General features: G+C 51.2%; 9 protein-coding genes. 5 read left to right on the plus strand and 4 right to left on the minus strand.

Translation table 11 applies throughout. The features are described from left to right. Window positions 1-18 precede the first annotated feature (18 nt). From VE954_RS34575 to VE954_RS34585, 3 genes are read left to right on the plus strand one after another with little or no spacing between them, the layout of a single operon-like run. Window positions 19-2,631, plus strand: coding sequence for a chemotaxis protein CheA (locus VE954_RS34575; RefSeq protein ID WP_324961676.1), 2,613 nt, complete (start codon window positions 19-21; stop codon window positions 2,629-2,631). A gap of 10 nt (window positions 2,632-2,641) precedes the next feature. Continuing rightward, window positions 2,642-3,205 carry a chemotaxis protein CheW gene (locus VE954_RS34580; protein WP_324961678.1) on the plus strand — a complete coding sequence of 188 codons (564 nt, stop codon included), beginning with the start codon at window positions 2,642-2,644 and terminating at the stop codon, window positions 3,203-3,205. Further along, window positions 3,183-4,889, plus strand: coding sequence for a hypothetical protein (locus tag VE954_RS34585; RefSeq protein WP_324961679.1), 1,707 nt, complete (start codon window positions 3,183-3,185; stop codon window positions 4,887-4,889). Before VE954_RS34580 ends, VE954_RS34585 begins: the two co-directional genes overlap by 23 nt. Here VE954_RS34585 and VE954_RS34590 read toward each other — a convergent pair whose 3' ends face one another. Continuing rightward, a complete protein-coding gene (locus VE954_RS34590; RefSeq protein WP_324961681.1) occupies window positions 4,890-6,050 on the minus strand; it encodes a HEAT repeat domain-containing protein in 1,161 nt (386 codons plus the stop codon). A 457-nt stretch (window positions 6,051-6,507) separates the two neighbouring features. On the opposite strand from VE954_RS34590, the gene VE954_RS34595 reads away from it, so the two are divergent. Continuing rightward, window positions 6,508-9,249 carry a 7TM diverse intracellular signaling domain-containing protein gene (locus VE954_RS34595; RefSeq protein ID WP_324961683.1) on the plus strand — a complete coding sequence of 914 codons (2,742 nt, stop codon included), beginning with the start codon at window positions 6,508-6,510 and terminating at the stop codon, window positions 9,247-9,249. Between the two features lie 85 nt (window positions 9,250-9,334). Here VE954_RS34595 and VE954_RS34600 read toward each other — a convergent pair whose 3' ends face one another. Then, on the minus strand, window positions 9,335-10,288 hold the full coding sequence (locus VE954_RS34600; protein WP_324961685.1) for a retroviral-like aspartic protease family protein: 954 nt from the start codon (window positions 10,286-10,288) through the stop codon (window positions 9,335-9,337). Between the two features lie 201 nt (window positions 10,289-10,489). Beyond that, entirely contained in the window at window positions 10,490-10,861 is a 372-nt protein-coding gene (locus VE954_RS34605) for a hypothetical protein (RefSeq protein ID WP_324961687.1), read from the minus strand. 325 nt (window positions 10,862-11,186) lie between these two features. Between VE954_RS34605 and VE954_RS34610 the strand changes: the two genes are divergently transcribed. Then, window positions 11,187-11,939 carry a class I SAM-dependent methyltransferase gene (locus VE954_RS34610; protein WP_324961689.1) on the plus strand — a complete coding sequence of 251 codons (753 nt, stop codon included), beginning with the start codon at window positions 11,187-11,189 and terminating at the stop codon, window positions 11,937-11,939. A gap of 264 nt (window positions 11,940-12,203) precedes the next feature. Here the strand turns inward: VE954_RS34610 and VE954_RS34615 are convergent. Continuing rightward, the coding region (locus tag VE954_RS34615) for a hypothetical protein (protein ID WP_324961691.1) at window positions 12,204-12,831 on the minus strand (628 nt) is incomplete at its 5' end.

A 12,831-nucleotide genomic window follows, 5' to 3' on the forward strand; every position in this document is an offset into this window, starting at 1 on the left:
CAAGGAAGGGGCGGGAGCATGGATGCTCTGGTCAAGACCGCGATCGAAGCATTGGTTAAAAAAATTCTGCCGTTGCTGGAACAGCAACTGGCTGGTGTATTGGACAAATCGGCTGAACGCCCGCCGCCCGAACTCGCCTATCTGATCAACGAAAGCCGCGAACTCCTGGACCTCATGTCCACCTGGACGGCTTCGCATCAAGGCAAAACTGCTCCCAAAGCCCAAGTGGAAGAGCCTGAACTCAGCGACGATGAAGCGATGCAGCTGATGGCGTCGATGGATGAGAACGGATCGTCCGATGAACTCAATGCTGACGAAGCCGCTGCGATGATGGCGGAAATGAATGATAGTCCCAAAGCCCCTGTCAAAGCAAAAACGGAAGATCTCACCGACGACGAAGCGGAAGCCCTGCTTGCGGAAATGGATGATAGTCCCAAAGCAGCAACCAAGGCCCCGGCAAAAAAAGAAGAATTAAGCGACGACGAAGCCGAAGCTCTGCTTGCCGAGATGGACGGCCAGGCGCCAGCCTCTGATGACGACGAGCTCAGCGACGATGAAGCATCGGCCCTGCTTGCAGAAATGGAAGCACCGATGAAGAAGAAACCCCCCGTTAAAACCGCGAGTCAGACCCCGGCCAAACCCATGGGCGATGATGAAGCCTCGCGTCTTTTGGCGGAAATGGAAGACGAACCGGCCGCACCAGCAGCCCAGGCTGCAGCCCCTAAGGCTGCCGCGCCCGTGCATTCGAGCCACGCTGAAGATGGGGAAGATCTCAAAGAAATCCCGGAATGGGAACCCAATGATTTCCAATCCGATCCCTCGATGCTCAATGATTTCATCACCAACAGCGATGAACTCATGCAAATGGTCGATGACGCCATCCTCCGGCTGGAGCAGGATCCCACCAATAAAGGCATTATCGAAGAAATTTTCCGCGCCGCCCACACCCTGAAGGGTGGTTCAGGCATGTTCGGCTTCAAAGGCATCGAACGCGTCATGCACCGGATGGAAAATCTCTTTGATCTGATCCGCAAGGATAAATTGGTCCCGACTCCGGATACCATCGATGTCGTTTTCCAAGGCATCGACCTTCTGCGTCGCCTTCTGCAGGCCGTGAAAGACGGAGGCCCCTGCGGCGTGGAAACCGTTCCTGTGGTTCGGGCCCTCAGCTATGCGGCCAAAGGCAAGCCAGCTCCCAAAGCCAGCGCTGCCGCAACGACAACTGTCGCCGCACCGACGCCTGTTAAACAGGCCGCACCCGCACCGGTCGCAGCCGCTAAACCTGCTGCATCATCCGCTGCATCTTCCGCTGCATCCGCTCCATCAGCTGCAGGCCACGATGAAGACGGTAAAAAAGACCCCAAAGGCGCGAAAAAAAGCGAACAATCCACAATCCGCGTCGACCTCGAACGCCTGGATGTTCTGGTCAACCTGGTCGGCGAACTGGTGATCGATCGAACCCGTTTTGCGAGCATTGAAGAGGATCTGCGCACCAACTTCCCCCAAATCAAATTGGGCAGCAGTTTCTCAGAGACCGTGCAGCTCTTCGGCCGGCATATGAACGAGATCCAGGACATCATCATGAAAGTCCGGATGGTGCCCATAGGCAATGCGTTCAATAAATTTACGCGTGTGATTCGGGATCTTTCCCGCTCGCTGAATAAAAAAATCGATCTCATCATCACGGGTGAAGCCGCCGAACTCGACAAAACACTGGTCGAACAGATCGGCGACCCTTTGATTCACCTGATCCGCAACTCCTGCGATCACGGCATTGAATTGCCTGATGTCCGCAAGGCTGCGGGCAAAAATCCCACCGGGAAAATCTTCCTGTCCGCTCATCAGGAAGGCAACCAGATCGTCATCAAAATCGAAGACGACGGCAAGGGTATGGACCCGGCTGTGATAAGGCGCAAAGCCGTTGAAAAAGGCCTGATCAGCGAGGAAACCCAACTCTCTGATCGCGACTCGCTCAATCTCATTTTTGAAGCTGGTTTCTCGACCGCCGATCAGGTCACCAATATCAGTGGCCGCGGTGTGGGCATGGACGTCGTGAAAAAACAGATCATGAAGCTCAAGGGCATCCTGGAACTCGACAGTGCCCCAGGTCGCGGGACCACAACCACCATACGTCTGCCTTTGACCCTGGCCATTGTCCAGAGTCTTTTGGTCCGGGCCCGTGGCGAAACCTTTGCGATCCCGCTCAACTCCGTGATCGAATCGATCCGCATCTCCCCCAAGGAAATCCAAAGAGTTGGTGATGTCGAGGTCTATAAACTCAGAGACACCGTTTTGCCGCTCATCCATCTCGATGAGGCCATGACCCTGGCGACCAAGGAAGGCAGCATATCGGATCTGCTCAAGCGGAAAGCCGCGCTGCGTCGCAACCGCGTCAAACATGACAGGCTCTTTGTGGTGGTCGTCGGCCAACCTGATCGGCCTACCGGTATTGTGGTGGATCAGCTTCTGAATCAGCAGGAGATGGTTATCAAATCCATGGGGCCTTTGATGCGCAACATTCCTTGCGTGGCCGGTGGTGCTGTCCTTGGCCATGGTGAAGTGGTCCTGGTCCTTGATATCCCTGAACTTGAAGCAGCGAGCCGTGGTCGCGGCCGTATGCAAGCTGCCTAAGGAGGTCCTTGTGAATATTCCAGGTCTGGCCCCCCAAATGATGGATTCCGAACATAGTATGTTCTCCATTCGCGGCGATTTGGACGGAGGCAAGGATAGCCAGGATTTCACGGCGGTCAAACAATTCATCGGCCTGCTCCTCGGGAAGGAAGAGTTTCTCTTGCCGATCGAGGTCACAAATGAAATTATTATGATGAACCAGCTGACCTTCGTCCCGCGGGCGCCGCGCTTTATAGAGGGCGTAATCAATTTGCGGGGCACAATCCTGCCCGCAATCAATCTCCGCAAGATGATGGGTTTGCCCAACGAAGAGCCGACGCTGCAAAGCCGGATTATCGTCACGCATTATGAAGAGGTTACGGTAGGACTCATCGTGGATGGGATCACCTATGTTATCTCCCTTAATGAGGATCAACTGCAGCAGCAGGCACTGCCGAGTCGCGGAAACGGTTCTGAATTGATTTCCACGATCAGCAAACGGGGCAACCAGGTCAACGGCGTGATTGATATCGCCAAGGTTCTTGCCGAAACTGGGATTGATTATCAGGCACATGATGAATTGGAAGATCCATAAGCTACAGCTCCTCCTTGCGCTGGCCCTCTTGCCTTGGGCGCCGCGATTTCTGGCGGCGGCCGAAAAATCTCAAACTCGCCAGGCTGAATACACGCTGATGATCCCGATCAAGGACGCAGCTTTTGTCCGCGATGGAATTATCGGCGAGCCCGTGGGCAAGGCCACACGTGGGAAAATTGGGCTCAATGAAGTCACCGTGTCCGCTCCCGGCTATGGTGTTCGACGCCTGCGCTTTTGGTTAAAGTCGGGTGACAAGGCTGTGATCGAAGCCAACCTTGCCAAGATTCAGGATCACATTGATCTGGAATGGAAATCACTGGACAAGGCCTTGCCCGCGTCCCGGGTGAGCAAGATGCCGAGCATCTGCACCTGGTATCAGGAGAAAACCAACGACGCCACCGTGTGTCGGCGACAGACGTTTCTTGAGGACGTTTCCTTTGCCGAACCCTCGCCATTTGCCATCGATGATATGCGTGCCCTGGCAACTGCTAAAAAATTAAGCACGTTTCGTGAACTGGTCAACCGCAGCATTCAGCCTCCACCCGATCTGGAAGCTCAGGCCGAGGAAATGTTTCGTCTGTTCCCGGCCAATGCTTCGGTCTTTCAGCTGAACGCTGCTCTCGCCTTGCAGCGTGGTGATTGCCCTCGCGTGCATACCATCTTTGTGGACGCCCAGCAGGTCCTGACCAACACCTATCCTTTGCTCCTTTATAAGGCCCTATGCTTTGAAATTCAGGGTCAAACGGAAGCGGCGACCATGCTGCTTCAGGAAACCATGAAGAACAATAAAACATCGGCGCCTTATCTCAACTATCACCTGGGCCGTTTGCAGATTCGAAGAACGCCCGATGCCGCTTTGAATCTGGCCAACGTCTGTTTGAAAAGTTTTCGCTTCGATCTGTCCTGCCAGGAGCTGGGCCTCATGGGTGCGCGTCTGACCCAAAAGGTTTTCAAGGTGCAGCGCTTCAATCTGGAGGAAGGCACGTTCAAAACCTTCCGCAATCTCGAGGAGGGCTTGCCCAAGGGTCAGGCTGAGGCTTTGTTTTTCAGTGTGATTCCCCTGGTGAATAGCTACCCGCATAGCCTTGAATTTCATCTTTTCCTGGCCTGGATTGATGCGGTGCAAAAGATTGCGGGCGGTCTCGATTATTACACGCGCAAGATGCAGGTGGGCGGCATCCTTGCTGGTGGTGGTCTGGAAATGGCCGTGGAAAGTCTGGAAAAGCAGAATCTTTCGCATCTTCTGCCGCCTGTCTATCGGGCCCGGCTTCGTGCGGAACCTCAGGATCCCAATCTCTGGCTGCGCCTCATCCGGGCCTATTCAAAAGCCGGTCAATGTCCTGAGGTCATCCAAGCCGTCCAGGATGGAGCCGGAATATTACCACGCTACAACACTCCGCTTCTGCAGATGGAGGCCAGCTGCTATGTGCAGCTCAATCGTTTGGATGATGCCCTGGACGTTTACCTTAAAGTGCTGACGGCCCAGCCCAAGGTCTGGTCCACCTATTACAATCTGGGCTCCACCTATGATCGTTTGAAAAAGCGGAAAGAGGCTTTGGAGAATTACAAATCCGCGCTGCAGTATAATCCGCCTGCCGATGTTCGCGATAATATCAATGCGAGGATTCTGGAGCTGCAGCAGGAGCCTGTGCCGGGCACCAAAGCCCGGGATAGGAAACTCTGATCAGGGTTGGGGATTGGATTCGTGGCCATCGTATTTAAAGGCCCCGTGTCCATGCATCTTGATGGGTATGACTTCTTCCGTCTCTTCATCTTCATCCAGCAGTCCCACCTGCTGGGCTTCCGCCAGCCAGTGCGCACGATCCGGCAATTCAATGCCTAAAGCCGTGGCATAACCCAGCGATTCAACGCCCAGGAATGCCAGCTCGCTGGAATCAGGCATCGACCTTGCGATGGCATAGTTCCGCTCCAACCCGTGCCGATCAAAAGCCCGACAGTAGGTCAGCAGCAAACCATAGGCGACATTTTCATCTTCACCATCCGCCAGGCGCGCCGCATGCTGGAGCGATTTCTGAAATGGCATCCGGTAAAACAGGGAATTGGTGACGAGTCGATATTCATGATTGCTGCGTGGAAATTCCTCGACCACCTGATCGATGATGGCTTCGTCCTGGAGTCGAACCAGGGCTTCTTCCGCAAATTCATTCAATTCCGCCAGATCACTGTTAATCAGCGTCTGCAAAATCAGAGGACCGGCATCGCGGCAGTTGCGCATCGATAGGATCATGCATGCCAGAGCCTTAAGCCAGGGATTGGAATCATCGGTCAGAATATTTTTCAGTTCCGGAATCAACGGATACGGCCGACGCGCCACTTCACGAGCCAACGCCTTGACCGTTTCTTTGATACGTCTTGGGAACATGGGGTATTTTGTAAGTGCGACGGACATGCTACGAAGTTTTTCCCACAAACTGTCCGAGGACGAGCGATAAAAGCCAATCGCTTCCTTGATCAACTCGTGCTCAATACGGGTCAAATCCGGCAATCTCAGCAGGTTTTTTTCAATAGGCAGGAGCAGGGATGGGGGATGCAACAGAATGAGATCCAGAGCCAATTTATGGCGATCGGATTCCATGGATCGCGCCATCTCCAGGCACGGTTCCAGAGTCGTGTCATCCAACGCTAGATGCTCCAAATCACGCCTCTGCCAGCCGGAACTGGCGAGACCACGCTCACCGAGCCGGGCGATCACGCCCAGTGTCAGTTCAGCATCCTGTATCGATGACTCTCCAATCGTTTCAGCCGCAGCACGTCGGACTAAAAGGCTATCATCGCCCAGAAGTTCCGTTAGCCACTTCAGCTGAAAAGTCGAAAACGCGCTCATTTTTTGGCTCACTTCTTCAACGTCTGCCGAATCAAGTCGGGCCTTATCTGGTCATAGGCTGAAAGGAAGGTATTGTAAAGCAAATCTGCAACCCTGTGATGAGTTTACACCGACATGAGGTGCGCGTAGAAAGATGGGGAAAGCCGCATTTTTTTCGAGGTTTGATGGGGTCTACCGTTGAATGCCAGCACACGCGTAGGTGGCCCCTGCGCACTCCATAACGTTTTTATAGGCTGATGCTAGAGATTGTGTAACATGACCAACACTCGATGCAGCGAGAAGAAGCCACGGAAGCGAAGCCCTTCGGTCTATGCGTCATTTATACTAATAATTATTACCATGTTGGCATTTTCCGACAGGGCAGACGCCTTTTTGTTGGGCCCATGTGCAAGCCTACCCACGAAGTAGTTTTTATTCCCTGCCGAGCTTCCGATAAATCCAGGGTCGGAGGAATGGTATGTTCAAGTTTATTCTGCTTCTAGGCAGCTTATGGACTCTAGGGATCCAAGCTGCTCCCATCGACCTGAGTCTGGATTTTTCCGGTCGACAATTCGGACATGATTTAAGCGTATTTCTGGATTCGAGCGGATCCTTGCCCGTGCGTGAGGTTTGGCAGCAGACTTTTCAACCTTCTCAGCAGATGACGCCGAACTTTGGTTTTACCCGCGATATTCTGTGGGTTTCGTTTGAACTGAAAAATCCAGGCTTACAGGCCAAGACTGTCCTCCTGGAGTACAAATATGCATCCGCGGATCGTGTGGAACTTTTTCAGCCCGGTGCTGAGGGGCCAACGTCTCTCTTACTGGGAGATAAGATTCCGTATGACCTGCGCCCCATCAAGAGCCGCTACCCCATTTTTGAATTGAATGTGGCCCCGGGTGTGCATCGTTATCTGATGCGCATTGAAACCGAGGGATCGACTATGGCGCCGCTCTTTTTCTGGGACAAGGCCTCGTTTGCTACATATATCATCCAAGACAGCCTGATGCTCGGCGCCCTGTTTGGTCTTCAGTTTGCCATGCTGCTTTACAACATATTTTTGCTCGTCTCCTTCAAATCGCGACTCTATTTATATTATATCGCGTATATCGGCTTTTTCATGCTCCATGCCCTGTCAGCGCAAGGCCTTTCCTATATGATCGTGGGATCCAACGTCCATGATCATTGGTGGTCGAACGAAGGGTTTTTAATTTTCGCCGAGCTGAGCAGCATGTTCATGGTGTCATTCAGCATGGGTTTTTTGGATGTCCGCTCGCGGCACCCGTGGATTTATAAACTTTGCCTGATGCACCGCGGCATTGCAGTCCTTGATATTCTGAATATTCAGTTTTATAGCTATGAATTGGGTGCAAAAATCGTCAATCTCAATGTGGGTTTTGCGGCTATTCTGATGATAACCGCCGGTGTCATCAGTCTCATGAAGCGTTACCGCCCCGCCTACTTCTATACCTTGGCCTGGACTTTTTATCTCCTGGGTACTGTCATCATGGTGCTCAAATATCAGGGTATCCTGCCCCTGAATGGTCTGACGGAATATGCCAACCTCTTGGGCTCGTGCGCTGAAACCATTCTGATTTCAATTGCCTTGGGCGATCGCGTGAATCACTATCGCAACAAATCCGACGCTGAAATCCGCAAGCTCAATACGGATTTGAAGCTGCATATCGAGAACGTTGGAGAGCTGGTCGAGGACAAGACGCGTGATATCCGCTCCATTCTGAAGAACATCCATCAGGGTATCTTTATGATTGAAAGTGATGGCCGCATGCATGCGGAGTATTCCGATTATCTGTGCCATATTCTGGGGGAGAAGCCAGCTACTGCCGAACCCGCGTTTAACATCCTGTTCCGTCACGCCACGGTCGATGCCGACACACGGAGTATGAATAAAAATATCATCGAAGCGTCACTGAACGCGGATATTTTCAACTTTGAAGCCAATCAAGCCCATCTTCTGCGCGAGATGCAAATCAAGATGACCGGCAGCATCCGTGATGTGGAGATGGATTGGGCCCCGATCCTGGCGGATGAAACCCGGGTCAGTAAGCTTTTGGTCAGCGTGCGGGATGTGACTGAAATTAAAAAGCTGACGCGGGAATCCCAGGAGCATCGTCGAGCCTTGAGCCTGATTGAACTGATTATTAGTTTTACGCCAGCCAAGTTTGATTCTTTCTATGAGAGTGCCAAGGACCTTCTGACTTCGTCCGCCCCTATTCTGGAGAAGCCTGAGATTGATCAGAGCCAGACTCGCTATTTAGCTCGTAACCTGCACACCCTCAAGGGCATGACGCGCGCTTTTGGGTTTAAGGAAATCTCGGCGGATATTCATGATATGGAGCAGCTGCTGCACGATACCATCAAAAGCCAGCAGCCGGTGGTCCTGGCAACTGCTCCTGTCTATCTGGCCTTTCAAAGGATAGAAGAGGACTTCCAGGAACTATTTTTCATCAATTATACGAAGCTGGGACGCGAGTTCGCCAAGCAGGAGCATAAGCCGGCTGAGATTCGCAGCCTGATTGCTTCCATCAATACGCTGGTCACAGCTATTGAACACGGCATACCACACGCTGGTCTCAGTCAGCTCAGGGCCACACTGATCAAGGATCTCTTTTTTAATCTGAATTATCTTTTGCAGGATCTCAAAGACGGCCTCGATAAATCCACGGTACGTCTTCAAATCAAAAAGCCTGAGATTCAAATCCATGGGGATGACTTTCACTTCTATCCCGAGCATCATCACCTGGTTAAATCTGTTTTTATGCACCTCTTGACCAACTCCATGACCCATGGATTTCATGGTGCGATGAAAGGTCTGGTTCAAATCCATATATCCCAGCAGGATTCCACGCTGCAGATCATGTATCAGGATAACGGCCAGGGCATCCATATGCAGAAAATCCGGGAGCTGGCTGCGACTCGCCTTCCCGACTCCACCCAGCGAACCGATGCCGAAGTCGCCCAACTGATCTTTGACAGTGGATTTACAACCCGTGACCTTGTGGATGAATTCGCCGGACGTGGTGTGGGGATGGATGTGGTTCGATCTTCCCTGGAAGAGATTGGTGGGACTATCCAGGTGGTGCTGGAAAACAGCCTTCAGCACCAGCATGCGTTAGGCTTTTCTCCTGTGAGTTTCAGAATTCAACTGCCGGCTCGGGCTTTCCTGGGTTTGAATGATGTGGCTCGGAAGGTGGCTTAACGCCACCAAATATTTTTAACGCAACGATGAATTTTGCAGTGACCTGCCCGATCACATCACCCCCTGCGATACACGCGACGCAGCATCAATTGTTTTGCGATTCCAGAACTTGACCTGTGACTGTAGAATCCTTATTCACGAGAAGAAATATCTCTTTCTTGTAGTCGAGGTAAACTCGATAATTACGAAGAAGATCCAGCCCAAGTATGCCATCCACTGCTTCGTTCATAAACACGAGGTTTTCCGACTTCTCATCGGCAGCTTCCAGCTCAAAATCTCGGAACTCCCGTCCGGCCAGCTGCAGCGAGGGCACGCGCAACAAGGATAACCGCGTTCGGGTATGAGCCGCTTGATTCAACGACGCTCCGGTCTTCCCTGCCATAAGCTCGGGATGTCTCTTCAAAAAGTTATAATGCAGAGTGCTGCGTGTCGAACCCGTGTCCATAATCCAGCGAACTTCAATGTTCTCGTTGATCGTGCCCCGGAACGCCGCATAGCGTCGATGGGGATAACCGGATGAAAGTCCTGGTTTTGTGGCAAGACGGAATTTCTTAGGATCATAGAGGGCGATTCTACTCGATGCAAATTCAAATTCTGCGATCACACCGCTCAGAAAATCATGTCCCAGAATACCGGCAATCTCCTGACCAGCCATCCTCGTGATGGCAGTCATGTCCATAGTGAGAAAGGAACGAGACTGCAACGTGAGGGAACCCAGCCGAATCGGAACTGCTGCAACTTCAAATACAGGAAATTCACCGTTAAAATCCTTCCCAGTTGCTTGACTCATTTTTTTCAGATGCAGGGACTCAGCGATACCCTCGTCGATGAATGTGCGGGATGCGGCTGTGTCGATAATCCAACTTCGGTTCTGCCCCGCGATGGTGGCCTTGACAATCAAGAAGGGCACGACTTTGTCCAAGGGAACAACCTCGCGGTCGATGACATTGCTGAATTCGACCGTCATAAGATCGCGGGTGCAAGCACCCACGAGAGACAAACTCAACGCCAGAACGCAGATACGACAAAGCGTGAACATGAAACGCCTCCTGCCATAGGTGAAATCGGACGCAGGCTTATGTTACCTGGAATTTTTGCCCGAACGACATTCATGCTGGTGAAAATCTCTTCGCCCCTTGCCGAGCATGTATCATCATAAAATTTATAAGGACGTGAATAGAAGCCCACAGTTTGCACCAGACGGCCCTCACCATTTTGGAGCGCTATTACGGTTCCTGGTTTACACTGTTCCTTTAACTATGATAGCCGGAAGCTTTTGCCCTGAAAATATAGGACCTCCGTTATCACCCACCCAGGCATTGCTCGGCGCCGAAAAGTAAATTTCCTGATCAAAGAGGCCCCAGGTCGCGACAAACGTACTATTTCCTTCCTGAAGGGTATGGGCAAAGGCACCAGGATGGCTGTCGTTATTATTTACCAAACCATAACCTTTCAACGTAACCGTACTCTCGAGCTTGCGCAGGAACGAGGCTGTGTTGTGATCCGCGATCGGACGAATATCCATATCTTGGATTTCGCCTCGATCATCGAAGAAGATCAGGGCCAGATCAAAAGCGACCTGATTAAGGTCGAAATCTATTCTTATAAACACAGTCTTATTATGGTTGAAAGACAAAGAGCGGACGACCCTACGACTCGCGCATCTCCATCATATTTACCGAACTATGCTCTGACGTTTCAGAAGGACGTCGCGATCAAGGTTCTAACTGTTTGCCCTATGAATACAATCCAAGGTCTGGCAATATTGCAGCTCGGAGCAAAAACAAGTAGAAATAGCTGCGGATTCTACAAGAGGCTTAAATATATTTGTCGAAAATAACGTGGATAGTTAACCGGCATAACTTTGAACAGCACACTGAGGTAGCAATTCAAGCCTGCAAACGCAAAGGCCGTTTGATAATAGAAAGGCATGTTAAATGAACTCTTTTACGGTCGATCCCATTATCTATCGAGGTGATGTTTACGACGCCTTGAACAGTTTCACAAGTGACATTCCTTTTTTCATGAAGAGTTGTCAGAATGCGAAAGGTCAGGTGCTGGAACTATGTTGTGGCACCGGGCGTCTTACGATTCCACTGGCTAAAGCCGGGATTGATATAACGGGTCTCGATTTCACGGAAAGCATGCTAGAATTTGCCAGGAAAAAAGCTTCGAGAGACCACATTGAGATACCGTGGGTTCTCGACGATATGCGTAATTTCAACCTCAATCGCAAGTTCAACCTGATCTTTATCCCTTTCAATTCTTTACAGAACACCTATACGATCGAGGATGTCGAAAGGATATTTGACAGAATCAAAGCTCACCTCAATCCCGGAGGTCATTTCATCTTCAGCATTTTCAATCCAAGCCTCGATTATATTGTGGATTGTTCCCGTAATCCAAAAGTCCACGAGGTTAAAATGCCAGACGGAAGAAGTCTCACGATAACCGAGTCTTGCAACTACGACAGTGCACACCAGGTGAATCGAATCAGTTGGGTTCACAAATTTAGCGACAGTGAAAAGGAGATTCCGCAGAGACTCGATATGAGATGCTTTTTCCCTCTGGAAATGGACGCTTTACTCAAATACAACGGGTGGCAGATAATCCAGAAATTCGGATCATTTGATGAGGATGAATTCAAGGCGTCGAGCCCCCAACAGATCTATGTTTGTAAGGCGATGTAGGTCTCGATTTGGAGCCGATCGGGATATTTTTACCGCCAAAGCTAGTCAGCAAGAATGATGATATCCCCACGAAAGAAAGGCTGGCAGTTGGCTTTTCTTAATCGCGGGGGAGTATTAATCCTTAATTTTTAAAAATTCCTGGTAAGGCAACGGCTCAATAATTCTCTTTTGCTCAACCCTTTGCAGTGAAACATCAGCTGCAACTTTGTCAGCAGCTTCGCACGTGAACTCATCATTAGACCAATACTGGCTAATTCGGTCAGGTCAGGGGCCGAGGGGCAAAAGATCTTCGGCCGTGTTCAGTTCCACGGCAAGGATGTCCCAGGATTCGGGGACGAGCTTAATATGAGCCGCCTTTTTTCTGTTAAAATCGATGCTGCCTTCGGGTTTAGCTGCGGCCTGGAATTTTTCCATCGACGACACACCGACAACGAAGGCTTGCAGCGGGAATTTCTTGTCAGAGAAATTTTTAGCCAGATCCGAGCCGGGCTTGACCCACTGAACAAAGGTCCCGTCGGCCAGGTAGCTGCGATCACCCTGCGGTCTGGCTGCGCTTATCGCTTCAAATGCTTTTCTATGAGCAGGATCCGCAGTGACGATCAAAGCCCCTAGAAATGTACGAGCGGTGTTGGGATGGTACATTAACGCAAAGCGCTTTGTTTTCACCTCGTCGCTGCTGTTTTTTCCACTCGGCTCTCGCTCCGTCATGCCAAAGTTTACGCCTGGAATGGGAGGCTTGCTGAACTGCAGGAAATTCCAGCCCGGCAGGCGATCGTTGCTATTGATGGCCCAATCGTAATTCTTGTGCTCAATCGAGGGCCCGTAGGCAGCAAGAGCGCCTTTATTGCGTTCGAAATAAGTTTCCAGGGGTTGGGTGAGGTTTAAACCCAGT

Source organism: Oligoflexus sp. (assembly GCF_035638955.1).
GTDB lineage: Bacteria > Bdellovibrionota_B > Oligoflexia > Oligoflexales > Oligoflexaceae > Oligoflexus.

What these genes read in the sequence shown, in the direction of transcription:
- VE954_RS34575 (WP_324961676.1), top strand. Translation starts at nt 19, where the DNA reads ATGGATGCTCTGGTCAAGACCGCGATCGAAGCATTGGTTAAAAAAATT.
- VE954_RS34585 (WP_324961679.1), top strand. Translation starts at nt 3,183, where the DNA reads ATGATGAATTGGAAGATCCATAAGCTACAGCTCCTCCTTGCGCTGGCC.
- VE954_RS34590 (WP_324961681.1), bottom strand. Translation starts at nt 6,050, where the DNA reads ATGAGCGCGTTTTCGACTTTTCAGCTGAAGTGGCTAACGGAACTTCTG.
- VE954_RS34595 (WP_324961683.1), top strand. Translation starts at nt 6,508, where the DNA reads ATGTTCAAGTTTATTCTGCTTCTAGGCAGCTTATGGACTCTAGGGATC.
- VE954_RS34600 (WP_324961685.1), bottom strand. Translation starts at nt 10,288, where the DNA reads ATGTTCACGCTTTGTCGTATCTGCGTTCTGGCGTTGAGTTTGTCTCTC.
- VE954_RS34610 (WP_324961689.1), top strand. Translation starts at nt 11,187, where the DNA reads ATGAACTCTTTTACGGTCGATCCCATTATCTATCGAGGTGATGTTTAC.